Raw genomic sequence first — 15,401 nt, forward strand, 5'->3', positions numbered from 1 at the left:
ATGACTGACGATAAAAAACTCGATGACGACAACAAAGTTAACAAGAGTGAACCCGTTCCAGCTTCGCCTGCCGCAAAGAAAACAACAGCACCAAGCGCTAAGAAACCCAATACAGCAAAGAAAAGTGAAGAGAACGAACCCAACAAGCCAGCAAAACGACTCGCTATTGCGGCGGTTGTTATCTCTCTACTCACCGCTGGCGCAGGTTTTTATTACTTCAATCAACAGAACCAACTTCTTCAACAGCAGCTCTCAGCGGTCTCTGGTCAACTAAAAACAGCCCAACAGACAATCAATGGGCAACTTCAAGAGACACAGCAATCAGCAGCTCAGACAGCCAACGAAGCGGTAAACAGAACAGAAGTATTGATTGGTCAGCAACAAAAAAGTATAGAGAGCCTGCAACTGGCTATCTCTGATGTCAAAGGGCGTCGTCCCAATGACTGGCTACTCGCAGAAGCAGACTACTTAGTTAAACTCGCGGGAAGGAAGCTATTTTTAGAACACGATCTTGTTACTGCAACCAAGCTAATGGAAGCCGCGGATCAGCGCATCGCGACACTTAATGACCCGAGTCTGGTGCCACTACGCCAAGCAATGGCCAACGATATTACTGAATTACGCAGCTTGCCTCTATTAGACAAAGATGGCGTCGCGCTGCAATTGATCGCTCTTCAAGAGCAAGTCGATAAGTTGCCACTAGCTAATGCCATCCTGCCAGAAGCTGCAGAAGAAACGAAGAAACACGTATCTAAGGACATTCAAGACTGGCAAACCAACCTATCTACATCTCTAGAGAACTTCGCAGAACACTTCATCACCTTTAGAGTTCGCGATGGTAGCGCAGTGCCACTTCTATCTCCTCAGCAACATTTCTACTTGAGAGAGAACATTAAAGCTAAGTTGGAAACCGCGATCAAAGCAACCTACTCAGAGCAAGAAGAGATCTATCGCAAGAGTCTGCTTGTTGCACTTGAGTGGAGCCAAACCTATTTAGATCAAGATGCACAATCCGTTAACGAGTTTGAGAGTGCATTGGGTAAATTATCAAAGGTTAAAGTAGACCTAGAGTACCCTGCTAAGCTAGAAACCAATCAGCTCATCGCAGATATTATTCGTGAACGCTTGCGTAGAGAGGTGACGACTATTGTCACGGAGGAAAACAAATGATTCGCATACTGTTTGTTTTCATCGCACTAGGGATTGGTCTTTTTGTCGGAACCCAATTCTCAGGTCAACAAGGCTATGTGCTGATCTCTTTGGCTGAATACACTATTGAGATGAGTGTCACCACGTTAGTCATCTTCGTTATTGGCGCTCTGATTGCGTTGTTCTTTGCTGAGTTCTTGATCAAGCGTTCAATACGAGCATCTAGCGCTACCTGGAATTGGTTTAGTAACCGTAAGCTCAAAAAAGCTCGCAGGCTGACCAATGAAGGCATTATCAAGTTAATTGAAGGTGATTGGCAGAGCGCAGAGAAAAAGGTAACTCGCTGGTCTAACTCGCACGATATGCCATTGCTGTGTTATCTGGTCGCTGCTGAAGCCGCTCACGAGCTAGGCAAAGACGACAAGCGCGATAAGTACTTTGAATTAGCTTCAAAGCAACAAGGCGCTGATCTTGCTATAGGTCTAACCAAGGGCAAGCAAGCGATGGCCGCGGGTGACTTTGCAAGTGCCTTTGATGTGCTATCCAGCCTAAGACATGATTACCCCGATAACCCTCGTCTGCTCACCCTGCTAAAAACCTGTTATATCCAACTGGATTGCTGGCAGCCTTTATTGGATTTGCTTCCAATATTAAAGAAAGCGAAAGGGGTAGATAAAGACGAATACCACAAGCTTTCAGTACAAGCACATGCAGGGCGTATCTCAGAGTTATCTCATCAACAAGGCGTCGATGGTATCGTTCGCTACTGGGACCATTTAGGCAAAAGCATGAAGTCTGAAAGTAAGATCATCGTGACCTTTGCCAGTGAGCTGATTAATCGCGGCGCAGACTCAACGGCAATCACAGTGCTAAAAGAAGCGACCCAGAAGTCACCTAAGGCGGAACTGCTGAATGTATTCCCAACCTTACATATCACCGACTGGTACCCTGTATTGAGCCACCTTAAGAGTCTAGAGAAGAAGTTTAAGGACAATGGCGACCTACAAAGTGTTATTGGTCAGATACTGATGAACGAAGGCAACTGGAGTGATGCACAGGCTTACTTTGAGTCAGCGTTGAAGATCCGACCTAATGCCATTGATTACGGCCAACTTGCCAACGCATTACACAAACAGAACTACACCAATGCCGCAAATGAAGTCTCACAAAAGGCACTGCTGTTATTGAGTAAGTAAGTTTATTCCGCTTATTGATGTTTGATTGGAGCCGCTGTTTATCAGCGGCTTTTTTTCGGCTATCAGCATGTCTCTTGATCACAACTCGGACTTTAGGGTATCCGTCATGCCCGAGTGCTTTTATCGGGCATCTGTTTCTATAAAAGGTCCCCGATAAAAGCACTCGATGTATGGACTCCCTCCCTCGGGAGGCAAGCTAAAATTTAAGGTGTCAAAGCCAAAACTTTAGGAGTCCACACATGAATAAGCCTACAACTATCGCCATTGATTTAGCAAAAGATTCTTTTCAAGTTTGTAAATTAGTTGGCAACAACATTGCAATGGAGCGTGTGATCACCAAGGGATTCTGTCGTACCTTAATTACCAAGCGACTTTGTCATTACGTTAACTACCGAGGGATTCTGACGGAACTCATTTAGCTTACCTTTTAAAGTAATCAATGGAGCTTTAGAGGGAGCGAAGGATGTTCTATATGGATTCTAAATCCCAATTTACTGTCGATATTATCTGTAAAATTGTCGATGGAAAAATCAGCATCAACAGTGCTACTACTTTGCTCAACAAGTCTCGGAGAACTGTTGAACGTTACCTTAGTCGATATCGGAAAGAAGGTATTCGCTTCATCATTCATGGAAATCGAGGGCGTTCTCCAGCCAATAAAATCCCAGAATCGCTCAAGAAAGAAGTCCAAAACCTCATACAAACCAAGTACTTCGATTTCAATCTGCAGCATCTTTCTGAAGTCCTAAGAAAGAACGAAGGTATCGCCATTAAGCGTGAGACCTTACGCTCTTGGGCTCACGATATCCATCATGTTAAACGTGCAAAGCGACGCAGAAGTCGAGTCAGAAAGTATCGAGAGCGTATGGAATTACCGGGATTAATGCTTCAAATGGATGGGAGCCCTCACCGCTGGTTTGGTGATGAGAAATCTTGTTTGATCGCTATGATTGATGACGCCACCAGTGATATTCATGCTCAGTTTTTCCCCTCTGAGACCACCGAGGGCTGTATGAGGGTGATGAGAGCTTATATTGAGAAACGAGGGGTATTTAAGACACTCTACGTCGATAGAGCGGGTATCTTCGGTGGTCCCAAGCGAAGTAACTTCTCTCAGATGCAACGAGCTTGTGACGAGCTCGGTATCGAAATTATCTTTGCAAACTCACCACAAGGGAAAGGGCGTATCGAACGATCATTCGATACCTTCCAAGATAGGCTCGTACCAGAGTTACGAGTACGCAAAATCATCGACATGGAGAGCGCAAATCGTTATCTACAAGAAGAGTTCATCCCTAATTACTGGGATAAAAAGGTTCGAGTTCAACCCAAAAGTTCTCGCTCTGCTTTCAAGCGCTTACCACCTAACTTGGATCTGAATAGCATCTGCGTGCAGAAAGAGTATCGAACAATACGACGCGATCACACGTTCGGCTTTGACAACAAAAGGTATGTTATCGACTCGCCAATCCGCTACTCCATTGAAAATCAAAAAATAGAGATCCGATGTCAGTTCGACGGCACATTCTCCGCTTATTTTGGCCACCGCCGATTAGATATTACGGAGCTGGTTGAGCCTCGTAAATGCAGTGAATATGGCAAGGAGGTTCAGCGAAAAATAGAAGCACTAGAGCTCGTTGAACAGCTCGGTAGTATCTCTAAAGCAGCCCGTATCCTTGGTTGCTCCCGTCAATCCCTGTACACCTATCAGAAAATTATGGCAGAGGAAGGGCCTATAGGTCTGAAACGGATCAATAAACCCCTCAAGCGCAACAAGCAGCGTATATCGGAGCATGCGGAAGACAAAATTATTGAGCTGACGCTGTTAAACCCTCATGCGACATTGATGCAACTGATGAAAGAGTTAAAACAACACGACATCACAGTGAGTATCGGCACGATTAAAAACATCTGGAAAGAAGAAAACCTCAACACTAGAGAGCTTAGAATTAAGAAATCACAATCTCTGAATATCGACGTGTAAGGCAGCAAGTATCAATCCTGACTAGAATGTAAGAGCATGACAGAATCGGTTGGTACTTATCCCGTCAAGATCCCTCAGTAATGACAACATTGCAATGGAGCGTACTTTTAGTCGACAAGCTTTCATTAAATGGTTGAATAAGCAACCTAAGGCTACAGTTGTCATGGAGGCATGTGGCTCTGCTCATCATTGGGGGCGTTACTGTATTCATTTAGGGCATAAAGTAAAAATTATTGCTCCAAAACATGTATCTCCCTTCCGTAGTAAGCAAAAGACCGATAAAAATGATGCCTTAGCTATTGCGATCGCTTCATCACAGCCTCGCGTTTATCCCATTCCTGTAAAAAGCATTGATGCACAAGCTTTACAGTCCATCGAGCGCATACGCCAACACCTTAATGATTCTGCAGTTGCAACCAGTAACATGCTTCGTGGCTTATTGGCAGAATTTGGGATTGCCATTAAACCAGGAATTAAAAACTTCCAAGAAGCTATACCCGAAATACTGGAAGATGCTGAGAATGGTTTACCCGATATATTGAGAAGTCATATTCATCAAGGCTACCGCCTCTATGTAAGGTTGCGAGCGGAAAAGCAGGCTGTTGAGAAAGAGCTTGTTGAAGCCATAACTCACCACCCTTATTGCAAGAATCTAATGAAACTCGAAGGCGTAGGCCCAATCAATGCACTAGGTATCTTTTTAGCGATAGGCTCCGGTGGTGGCAATTTCAAAAATGGTCGCGACGCTTCAGCTTGCATCGGGTTAACGCCGAAACAATTTAGTACAGGTGGTGTCACTAAAATGTTCGGTATTAGTAGGACCGTTGCAAATAAGCGCCTTAGAGCCAACTTGATTCAGGGAGCTTTAGCGGCGTCTAGGGTAGTTCAAAACAGAGAGCCTAGGAATGGCAAGGAAGCTTGGCTTAAAGCTCTCATAGAGCGAGCAGGATTAAGGAAAGCAGCCGTGGCTTTAGCGAATAAAACGATTCGCACCTCTTGGGCAATGCTGAAGAATGGAACTACCTATCAAGCAAGTCCAATGATGGCAAATTGAAAATAAAGCCAGTTAAAGTTAGAGACTTAGAGACTTAGAGACTTAGAGATTTAATTACAACCCTGACAAAGAACAAAAACAGGTAAGACCGACCTTAATAAACCAGCTCGTCCCCGAGGCCAAAAAGGCCGAGAACTCGTAGTGGAGTTAAGGTGCGAATACATCTAGGGGCAGAGTTCGCTACTCTTAAAAAGCCCGAATATACGCTAGTATCCTACTTTGTTTTTATTCTTAAAAAGGTTGTAATTGATCGGGAGTCCATATACGGGGACGACGTTTATTAATCGCATGGGCATCAAAGCAGTGATCTTATAAGGTATACACCCTGTTAAATCACATTTAGATCGGCTATCAATACTTGTGTGTGAAGGTCAGACTTTCCGCTGCAAGCGGTGTGTTTATCCCACTAGGTTGAAACGCCAAGATGCATATAACCTAATAAGAACCACACGCTACCATAGCTCAAACATACGAAGCTTTAACACTTTGTCAGTGCCAAAAGATAATCCAAGCTCACAACACGCAAGCGCTTTTAAATGATCAGAACTTGTGATTTTAACTAGGTATAACCCACTGATCTTTCTATGATTACAGAAAACAAAAAGGCCTTAGCATTGCTGCTAAGGCCTTCTGTATGGCAGGGGTGGAGAGATTCGAACTCCCAACACGCGGATTTGGAATCCGCTGCTCTGCCAATTGGAGCTACACCCCTAAAACTGTGATCTGAGTCTAATTTTTCTCAAACTTCAGATTCAGAAAAACCTCGCAAAGCGAGGTTCTCTAAAATAAGTGGCGGAGTGGACGGGACTCGAACCCGCGACCCCCGGCGTGACAGGCCGGTATTCTAACCAACTGAACTACCACTCCGCACCTAATTCTTATCTCTTTAAAGTCTTACTAACTGCTTTAAAGCGATGTAATTTAAAGCCTGGCGATGTCCTACTCTCACATGGGGAAACCCCACACTACCATCGGCGCTATTATGTTTCACTTCTGAGTTCGGCATGGAATCAGGTGGGTCCACAATGCTATGGTCGCCAAGCAAATTTTAAAATTCGGAAAGCTAATATTTAAAAGTTTATATCACACATTCAAAGTTCTACTTTGAGTCCACAAAACCCCTTGGGTGTTGTATGGTTAAGCCTCACGGGCAATTAGTACAGGTTAGCTCAATGCCTCGCAGCACTTACACACCCTGCCTATCAACGTTCTAGTCTCGAACAACCCTTTAGGACACTTAAAGTGCCAGGGAAGACTCATCTCAGGGCTCGCTTCCCGCTTAGATGCTTTCAGCGGTTATCGATTCCGAACTTAGCTACCGGGCAATGCCATTGGCATGACAACCCGAACACCAGAGGTTCGTCCACTCCGGTCCTCTCGTACTAGGAGCAGCCCCCTTCAATCTTCCAACGCCCACGGCAGATAGGGACCGAACTGTCTCACGACGTTCTAAACCCAGCTCGCGTACCACTTTAAATGGCGAACAGCCATACCCTTGGGACCGACTTCAGCCCCAGGATGTGATGAGCCGACATCGAGGTGCCAAACACCGCCGTCGATATGAACTCTTGGGCGGTATCAGCCTGTTATCCCCGGAGTACCTTTTATCCGTTGAGCGATGGCCCTTCCATTCAGAACCACCGGATCACTATGACCTGCTTTCGCACCTGCTCGAATTGTCATTCTCGCAGTCAAGCGGGCTTATGCCATTGCACTAACCACACGATGTCCAACCGTGTTTAGCCCACCTTCGTGCTCCTCCGTTACTCTTTGGGAGGAGACCGCCCCAGTCAAACTACCCACCAGGCACTGTCCTCATCCCCGATAAGGGGACTAAGTTAGAACATCAACACTACAAGGGTGGTATTTCAAGGACGGCTCCAACGATACTGGCGTACCGTCTTCAAAGCCTCCCACCTATCCTACACATGTAGGGTCAATGTTCAGTGCCAAGCTGTAGTAAAGGTTCACGGGGTCTTTCCGTCTAGCCGCGGGTACACTGCATCTTCACAGCGATTTCAATTTCACTGAGTCTCGGGTGGAGACAGCGTGGCCATCATTACGCCATTCGTGCAGGTCGGAACTTACCCGACAAGGAATTTCGCTACCTTAGGACCGTTATAGTTACGGCCGCCGTTTACCGGGGCTTCGATCAAGAGCTTCGACCGAAGTCTAACCCCATCAATTAACCTTCCGGCACCGGGCAGGCGTCACACCGTATACGTCATCTTACGATTTTGCACAGTGCTGTGTTTTTAATAAACAGTTGCAGCCACCTGGTATCTGCGACTCCTAGTAGCTCCATCCGCAAGGGACTTCACCGCCAAGAGCGTACCTTCTCCCGAAGTTACGGTACCATTTTGCCTAGTTCCTTCACCCGAGTTCTCTCAAGCGCCTTGGTATTCTCTACCCGACCACCTGTGTCGGTTTGGGGTACGATTTCTTATAATCTGAAGCTTAGAGGCTTTTCCTGGAAGCATGGCATCAATGACTTCACTGCACGTAGCAGCTCGACATCGTATCTCAGCGTTAAGAAAGTCCGGATTTACCTAAACTTTCCGCCTACATACTTGAACCTGGACAACCATCGCCAGGCCCACCTAGCCTTCTCCGTCCCCCCATCGCAATTATAAGAAGTACGGGAATATTAACCCGTTTCCCATCGACTACGCCTTTCGGCCTCGCCTTAGGGGTCGACTTACCCTGCCCCGATTAACGTTGGACAGGAACCCTTGGTCTTCCGGCGAGGGGGTTTTTCACCCCCTTTATCGTTACTCATGTCAGCATTCGCACTTCTGATACGTCCAGCAGCCCTTACAGACCACCTTCAACCGCTTACAGAACGCTCCCCTACCCCGCATACAAAAGTATGCAGCCGCAGCTTCGGTGTATAGCTTAGCCCCGTTACATCTTCCGCGCAGGCCGACTCGACCAGTGAGCTATTACGCTTTCTTTAAATGATGGCTGCTTCTAAGCCAACATCCTGGCTGTCTGAGCCTTCCCACATCGTTTCCCACTTAGCTATACTTTGGGACCTTAGCTGGCGGTCTGGGTTGTTTCCCTCTCCACGACGGACGTTAGCACCCGCCGTGTGTCTCCCGGATAGTACTCAATGGTATTCGGAGTTTGCAAAGGGTTGGTAAGTCGGGATGACCCCCTAGCCTTAACAGTGCTCTACCCCCATTGGTATTCGTCCGAGGCGCTACCTAAATAGCTTTCGGGGAGAACCAGCTATCTCCAGGTTTGATTGGCCTTTCACCCCTAGCCACAAGTCATCCGCTAATTTTTCAACATTAGTCGGTTCGGTCCTCCAGTTGATGTTACTCAACCTTCAACCTGCCCATGGCTAGATCACCTGGTTTCGGGTCTAATTCTAGCAACTCGACGCCCAGTTAAGACTCGGTTTCCCTACGGCTCCCCTATACGGTTAACCTTGCTACTAAAATTAAGTCGCTGACCCATTATACAAAAGGTACGCAGTCACGCTTCGAGGCGCTCCTACTGCTTGTACGTACACGGTTTCAGGTTCTATTTCACTCCCCTCACAGGGGTTCTTTTCGCCTTTCCCTCACGGTACTGGTTCACTATCGGTCAGTCAGTAGTATTTAGCCTTGGAGGATGGTCCCCCCATGTTCAAACAGGATATCACGTGTCCCGCCTTACTCGTTTTCACTTAAAATGCGTTGTCGGTTACGGGGCTATCACCCTATACTGCGAGACTTTCCAGACTCTTCACCTGACGCATTAAAAGCTTAAGGGCTAATCCAATTTCGCTCGCCGCTACTTTCGGAATCTCGGTTGATTTCTCTTCCTTCGGGTACTTAGATGTTTCAGTTCCCCGAGTTTGCCTCATTAACCTATGTATTCAGTTAATGATACGTGCTTATGCACGTGGGTTTCCCCATTCAGAAATCCCAGACTCAAATGGTTATTACTACCTAATCTGGGCTTATCGCAAGTTATTACGTCTTTCATCGCCTCTGACTGCCAAGGCATCCACCGTGTACGCTTAGTCACTTAACCATACAACCCCAAAGGGTCTTGCTTAACGCAATGCAGTTGCTACGCTGCAGTATGACGTTTCCAAGGTGCGTTATCTCTTTATTATGAGCGAGATAACATTCGATTTTGCCGGACTCAAATTTGAATGCATCCTGGCAAGGATACATTCCCAAGAACACTTGAATGTGTGTTGGTACCTAAATCATAAAGACTTAGGATTTGAGAACTTTTAAATTTGATAAATAATGAAATCACATTATTTATCGTCAGCTTTCCAAATTGTTAAAGAGCATGAATTTCTAAGCAATAATGCTTATGAAACCATTTTTAAATATTCTCTATTCTTTCTAGAGAAAAGAACAAAAACACTTAAAAATGGTGGAGCTATGCGGGATCGAACCGCAGACCTCCTGCGTGCAAGGCAGGCGCTCTCCCAGCTGAGCTATAGCCCCAAAACTTAATGTTTCATCCAATCTCTTTTGGGAAAGAAATTGGTGGGTCTGAGTGGACTTGAACCACCGACCTCCCGCTTATCAGGCGAGCGCTCTAACCAGCTGAGCTACAGACCCAACATTAAACTCTTAACTTTTTTAAACCATATCAATCTGTGTGGACACTCATCGTGAATAATCATCGTATAAGGAGGTGATCCAGCCCCAGGTTCCCCTAGGGCTACCTTGTTACGACTTCACCCCAGTCATGAACCACAAAGTGGTGAGCGTCCTCCTCGAAAGGTTAAACTACCCACTTCTTTTGCAGCCCACTCCCATGGTGTGACGGGCGGTGTGTACAAGGCCCGGGAACGTATTCACCGTGACATTCTGATTCACGATTACTAGCGATTCCGACTTCATGGAGTCGAGTTGCAGACTCCAATCCGGACTACGACGCACTTTTTGGGATTCGCTCACCATCGCTGGTTGGCTGCCCTCTGTATGCGCCATTGTAGCACGTGTGTAGCCCTACTCGTAAGGGCCATGATGACTTGACGTCGTCCCCACCTTCCTCCGGTTTATCACCGGCAGTCTCCCTGGAGTTCCCACCATTACGTGCTGGCAAACAAGGATAAGGGTTGCGCTCGTTGCGGGACTTAACCCAACATTTCACAACACGAGCTGACGACAGCCATGCAGCACCTGTCTCAGAGTTCCCGAAGGCACCAAAGCATCTCTGCTAAGTTCTCTGGATGTCAAGAGTAGGTAAGGTTCTTCGCGTTGCATCGAATTAAACCACATGCTCCACCGCTTGTGCGGGCCCCCGTCAATTCATTTGAGTTTTAATCTTGCGACCGTACTCCCCAGGCGGTCTACTTAACGCGTTAGCTCCGAAAGCCACGGCTCAAGGCCACAACCTCCAAGTAGACATCGTTTACGGCGTGGACTACCAGGGTATCTAATCCTGTTTGCTCCCCACGCTTTCGCATCTGAGTGTCAGTATCTGTCCAGGGGGCCGCCTTCGCCACTGGTATTCCTTCAGATCTCTACGCATTTCACCGCTACACCTGAAATTCTACCCCCCTCTACAGTACTCTAGCCTGCCAGTTTCAAATGCGGTTCCGAGGTTGAGCCCCGGGCTTTCACATCTGACTTAACAAACCACCTGCATGCGCTTTACGCCCAGTAATTCCGATTAACGCTCGCACCCTCCGTATTACCGCGGCTGCTGGCACGGAGTTAGCCGGTGCTTCTTCTGTCGCTAACGTCAAACACTAAAGCTATTAACTCTAATGCCTTCCTCACGACTGAAAGTACTTTACAACCCGAAGGCCTTCTTCATACACGCGGCATGGCTGCATCAGGCTTGCGCCCATTGTGCAATATTCCCCACTGCTGCCTCCCGTAGGAGTCTGGACCGTGTCTCAGTTCCAGTGTGGCTGATCATCCTCTCAGACCAGCTAGGGATCGTCGCCTTGGTGAGCCATTACCTCACCAACTAGCTAATCCCACCTGGGCATATCCTGAAGCGAGAGGCCCGAAGGTCCCCCTCTTTGGTCCGTAGACGTTATGCGGTATTAGCCATCGTTTCCAATGGTTATCCCCCACATCAGGGCAATTTCCCAGGCATTACTCACCCGTCCGCCGCTCGACGCCCAACAAATCACCCGAAGGGTCAATGTTGTCGTTTCCGCTCGACTTGCATGTGTTAGGCCTGCCGCCAGCGTTCAATCTGAGCCATGATCAAACTCTTCAATTAAAGTTTTGTTGAAGCTTACGCTTCGGCTCAATGAATACTGACTTCAAAACTGTTCCTTACTCGAAAGTAAGAAGTAATTTTAAAGCTATTATCGTTCCAACAGAACGATAATGAATTGACTGTGCCAAATAACCGAAGTTATTCGTTTTGGTCACTCAGTTCATTGATAAATCTTTTCGATTATCATCAACGAGTGCCCACACAGATTGATAGGTTTAAATTGTTAAAGAGCTTACTATCGAGGCTTGCCTCTCAAGTGGACGGCCATTCTAGCGTTTTGAACCAAAGTGTCAAACACTTTTTTGAATTTATTTTCGAAGAGAAGTTAAACTCAAATGGTTCGGCTAAATTGCCTACTAAATCACTGCGAAGCGTTGCCGCTGTTGCCGTGTCAGTGGGGCGCATTATAGAGATGCTCATCACATTGGCAAGCGTTTTTTCCAAAGAATTTCGGCTTTTTGTACCGTATGTTCATCTATTGGCCAGAAGGGCCTTTTTTTGATAGTTTGATAACAATATTTATACAGTTTTGATGGAGTTTAACTATGAGTTCTTTACGTAGCTACAAAGGAATGAAGCCTTCTATTGAGTCTGGCGTCTATATCGATGACTCTGCAGTTGTTGTTGGCGACGTTAAGATTGGTACGGATTCTAGTATTTGGCCACAAGTGGCTGCTAGAGGAGACGTTAACCATATACACATTGGTCAGCGCACCAACATTCAGGATGGTTCGGTACTGCATGTTACTCACAAAAACACCAGTAACCCTGAGGGGTACCCTCTTATCATTGGTGATGAGGTGACTATTGGGCATTTGGTGATGCTACACGGGTGCACTATTAAAGATAGGGTCTTGGTCGGTATGAGCACCACCATCCTTGATGGCGCAATAATAGAGAGCGATGTGTTTATTGGAGCAGGAAGCTTAGTGCCTCCGAATAAGACATTAGAAAGTGGCTACCTTTATGTAGGGCGCCCTGTAAAACAGGTGAGACCCCTAACAGAACAAGAAGCCGCCTTTCTTTCTAAATCCGCTGATAACTACGTACAGAACAAAAATGACTACCTGAACGAAGTGCACGACATTAATTGATTTCTATTTGCCCGAGCTGATTGAACTCTTCCGCTTCGATCAGCTCTTCCGCTAGGTCTTCCAGATCAAAGCGATATTCAGAGAATACCTTTAAGGCCATCACCTCATCATCAATTTGCAGTTGAGAGAGGTTTTCCAAGTAATGGGCAGAGACTAGGCACTCAATCAGGTTCCCAGATTGCTGACCTACAAATACCACTACTTTCCTATTCCCGTCCCAGCTTTGCTGATCAGTAAAGATTATTGATTGATTCAATTACGAGCCCTCTAGATTTTTACGAAGTTCACGCAGCACTTGTTTCGCACCTGGGCGAATACCTCTCCACAACATAAAGCTTTCAGCTGCTTGTCCAACTAGCATTCCCAGCCCGTCATAAGCCTTGGCTGCACCATTATCCCTAGCCCACTGATTAAACACTGTAGTGCCAGAGCCATAAACCATGTCATAGCTTACTGTTTGAGGCGAAAATATCGTGGCGGAAATCTTTGGCAATTCTTTGGTTAAGCCTGCAGACGTAGAATTGATGACAACATCAAAGCTTCCTTCTACCTCTTCAATCGGCAACGCCTCAATAGGACCGTGCTCTTTGAATTGCTCCACCAAAGACTGAGCCTTGCTATAGGTTCTATTTGCGATGACGAGCTGTGCAGGCTTTTGATCAAGCAGTGGCTTAAGCACACCTCTTACTGCACCACCAGCACCAATAATCAGAATACGAGCATCCTTGAGCACCACTTGATATTGAAGCAGGTCTTGCACAAGGCCTTCACCATCAGTGTTATCTCCAATAATCTCGCCATCATCTAGCTTCTTCAGTGTATTTACCGCACCGGCTAATTGCGCTCGTTCAGTTAATCGATCTGCCAGTTCGTAGGCATCATGCTTAAAGGGTGCTGTTACATTGCATCCTTTACCGCCTTCAGTAAAAAAGGTCTTAGCGGCCTGGGTAAACTCTCCAACCTCAGCATATTGAGTTGCATAGTGGATGCTTTGGTTAGTCTGTCTCGCGAACAAGGTATGAATAAAGGGAGATTTACTCTGCTTTATAGGATTCCCAAAAACAACATACTGATCAATTGACTGATTCATCTTCCTACCTGATTGAATTACTACTGATTAAAACGACTGATTAAAACGACTGATTAAAACGACTGACTATGAACCTATCACTGATAACGGCGAAGAAAAAGCACTACCACTCTCTTGGTGATAAGTACTCGTTATACAGCAGAGCTTCATGCGAACCCTCTTCTACCTGATAGTTATACTCCCATCGTGCTAATGGTGGCATAGACATCAAGATAGACTCCGTTCTTCCCTTACTCTGTAAACCGAACAGGGTGCCTCTGTCATAGACGAGGTTGAACTCTACATATCGACCACGTCGATACAATTGGAATTGGCGATGCTGGTCTGTAAATGGCGTCTCTTTTCGCTTCTCTACAATAGGCAAGTAGCCTTTAGTGAAGCCTTCTCCAACCGCACGCATATAAGCAAAGCTTTTTTCAAAGCCCCACTGATTGAGATCGTCAAAGAACAAGCCTCCTACACCACGTGTTTCATTGCGATGAGGCAAGAAGAAGTAATCATCACACCATTTTTTATGCTCAGCATAAACATCATCACCGAAGGGGGCGCATAACTGCTTTGCTGTGTCATGCCAGTGCTGACAGTCTTCTTCAAAGGGATAGAAAGGCGTTAAATCGAACCCGCCACCAAACCACCAGATAGGTTCGCTTCCCTCTTTCTCTGCTATAAAGAAGCGCACATTGGCATGGGAGGTGGGAATAAATGGATTGTTGGGATGAATAACCAGAGAAACACCCATGGCTTCAAACTTGCGTCCAGCGAGCTCTGGTCGATGTGCGGTGGCTGAGCCTGGCATTTTATCGCCAAAGACATGCGAGAAGTTCACTCCGCCTTGCTCAATAGTCGCTCCGCCTTTTAGAACGCGCGTACGACCGCCTCCGCCTTGTTCTCGAGTCCATGCATCCTCTATAAAGGTGGCCTCTCCATCCGCAGCTTCCAGTTCAGCACAAATAGTATCTTGTAGCTGTAGTAGAAAGCGCTTTACCGCTTCCTTGTCGACCTGTGCCATCATTTATCCTTGTCTTAATACTTGTAGAGATCGTGCGTCTTTTATCTCTGAGGGTTTATTTCGGTTGCCCACAGCGCCTTGCAAGATGAACACATCCTCAGACCCTAACTGGCTTTCAACCTCATCAGCAGTCAGACAAGGTGGCAAACCGGATAGGTTGGCGCTTGTAGAGGTAATCGGCTTACCAAATTCTAAGCAAAGCTGCTGCACCATCTCATGGTCAGTGACTCTTACTGCAACACTATCAAACTGCCCATGAACCAATTCATGGACTTTTTTGCTGATGGGCATCACCCAAGTCACAGGTCCCGGCCAGCTTTTAAATACCGTATCTAATTGCTCTGTAGATAACGCACTTACATCAACGTAGGGCAACAACTGATCAAAGCTTGCTGCAATCAGGATGAGTCCCTTGCTTGGGTCTCTTTGCTTTAGTTCGATAAGTGCTTCTAGCGCTTTCTCATCGTCTGGATCGCATCCGACTCCAAATACAGCCTCTGTGGGGTATGCAATTACCTTTCCTTGCTTCAGAGCATCAACTGCTTGATCAATTACCATCATTCCTTGAGTGTCCTTTTCTACACTATCTTTCTACTTAGTTTACAAATTCTATTCCTAGCTGGTAAGCAT

The 15,401-nt window shown here is 46.4% G+C and carries 10 protein-coding genes, 4 tRNA genes and 3 rRNA genes; 6 read left to right on the top strand and 11 right to left on the bottom strand.

The window, feature by feature from the left end; all coding sequences use genetic code 11:
- From OCU35_RS12985 to OCU35_RS13005, 5 genes are all read left to right on the top strand, one after another.
- Complete coding sequence (locus tag OCU35_RS12985) at positions 1-1,170, top strand: uroporphyrinogen-III C-methyltransferase (protein ID WP_261825470.1); 1,170 nt, start codon at positions 1-3, stop codon at positions 1,168-1,170.
- Positions 1,167-2,345, top strand: a complete 1,179-nt coding sequence (locus OCU35_RS12990) for a heme biosynthesis HemY N-terminal domain-containing protein (RefSeq protein WP_017029282.1) — start codon at positions 1,167-1,169, stop codon at positions 2,343-2,345. Before OCU35_RS12985 ends, OCU35_RS12990 begins: the two co-directional genes overlap by 4 nt.
- 239 nt (positions 2,346-2,584) lie before the next feature.
- On the top strand, positions 2,585-2,764 hold the full coding sequence (locus OCU35_RS12995) for a hypothetical protein (protein WP_261825471.1): 180 nt from the start codon (positions 2,585-2,587) through the stop codon (positions 2,762-2,764).
- 44 nt (positions 2,765-2,808) lie between these two features.
- On the top strand, positions 2,809-4,329 hold the full coding sequence (locus tag OCU35_RS13000) for an ISNCY family transposase (protein WP_261825472.1): 1,521 nt from the start codon (positions 2,809-2,811) through the stop codon (positions 4,327-4,329).
- Between the two features lie 49 nt (positions 4,330-4,378).
- A complete protein-coding gene (locus OCU35_RS13005) occupies positions 4,379-5,383 on the top strand; it encodes an IS110 family RNA-guided transposase (RefSeq protein ID WP_390625313.1) in 1,005 nt (334 codons plus the stop codon).
- A gap of 635 nt (positions 5,384-6,018) precedes the next feature.
- Here OCU35_RS13005 and OCU35_RS13010 read toward each other — a convergent pair.
- The 7 genes from OCU35_RS13010 to OCU35_RS13040 form a co-directional block, all read right to left on the bottom strand.
- Positions 6,019-6,095: transfer RNA gene (locus tag OCU35_RS13010), tRNA-Trp, on the bottom strand.
- Between the two features lie 78 nt (positions 6,096-6,173).
- Positions 6,174-6,250 (bottom strand) — tRNA-Asp (locus tag OCU35_RS13015).
- A gap of 59 nt (positions 6,251-6,309) precedes the next feature.
- A 5S ribosomal RNA gene (gene rrf, locus OCU35_RS13020) occupies positions 6,310-6,425 on the bottom strand.
- A gap of 91 nt (positions 6,426-6,516) precedes the next feature.
- Positions 6,517-9,406, bottom strand: a 23S ribosomal RNA gene (locus OCU35_RS13025).
- 355 nt (positions 9,407-9,761) lie between these two features.
- Positions 9,762-9,837 (bottom strand) — tRNA-Ala (locus OCU35_RS13030).
- 40 nt (positions 9,838-9,877) lie between these two features.
- Positions 9,878-9,954: transfer RNA gene (locus tag OCU35_RS13035), tRNA-Ile, on the bottom strand.
- 69 nt (positions 9,955-10,023) lie between these two features.
- Positions 10,024-11,578, bottom strand: a 16S ribosomal RNA gene (locus OCU35_RS13040).
- Together the 16S, 23S and 5S rRNA genes with 4 tRNA genes alongside form the textbook arrangement of a ribosomal RNA operon.
- Before the next feature lie 545 nt (positions 11,579-12,123).
- On the opposite strand from OCU35_RS13040, the gene OCU35_RS13045 reads away from it, so the two are divergent.
- Positions 12,124-12,672, top strand: coding sequence for a gamma carbonic anhydrase family protein (locus tag OCU35_RS13045; protein ID WP_102376533.1), 549 nt, complete (start codon positions 12,124-12,126; stop codon positions 12,670-12,672).
- Here OCU35_RS13045 and OCU35_RS13050 read toward each other — a convergent pair.
- From OCU35_RS13050 to OCU35_RS13065, 4 genes are all read right to left on the bottom strand, one after another.
- Positions 12,665-12,928 carry a DUF1488 family protein gene (locus OCU35_RS13050; RefSeq protein ID WP_026026251.1) on the bottom strand — a complete coding sequence of 88 codons (264 nt, stop codon included), beginning with the start codon at positions 12,926-12,928 and terminating at the stop codon, positions 12,665-12,667. The genes OCU35_RS13045 and OCU35_RS13050 overlap by 8 nt on opposite strands.
- On the bottom strand, positions 12,929-13,762 hold the full coding sequence (aroE, locus tag OCU35_RS13055) for a shikimate dehydrogenase (protein WP_017029757.1): 834 nt from the start codon (positions 13,760-13,762) through the stop codon (positions 12,929-12,931). It abuts the gene before it with no gap.
- 103 nt (positions 13,763-13,865) lie between these two features.
- A complete protein-coding gene (gene hemF, locus OCU35_RS13060) occupies positions 13,866-14,771 on the bottom strand; it encodes an oxygen-dependent coproporphyrinogen oxidase (RefSeq protein ID WP_017029758.1) in 906 nt (301 codons plus the stop codon).
- A gap of 3 nt (positions 14,772-14,774) precedes the next feature.
- Positions 14,775-15,332: an L-threonylcarbamoyladenylate synthase gene (locus OCU35_RS13065; RefSeq protein ID WP_065599575.1), complete on the bottom strand. Its 558-nt coding sequence runs from the start codon at positions 15,330-15,332 to the stop codon at positions 14,775-14,777.
- Positions 15,333-15,401: the final 69 nt, after the last annotated feature.

The sequence above is a fragment of the Vibrio breoganii genome (genome assembly GCF_024346795.1).
Classification (GTDB): domain Bacteria; phylum Pseudomonadota; class Gammaproteobacteria; order Enterobacterales; family Vibrionaceae; genus Vibrio; species Vibrio breoganii.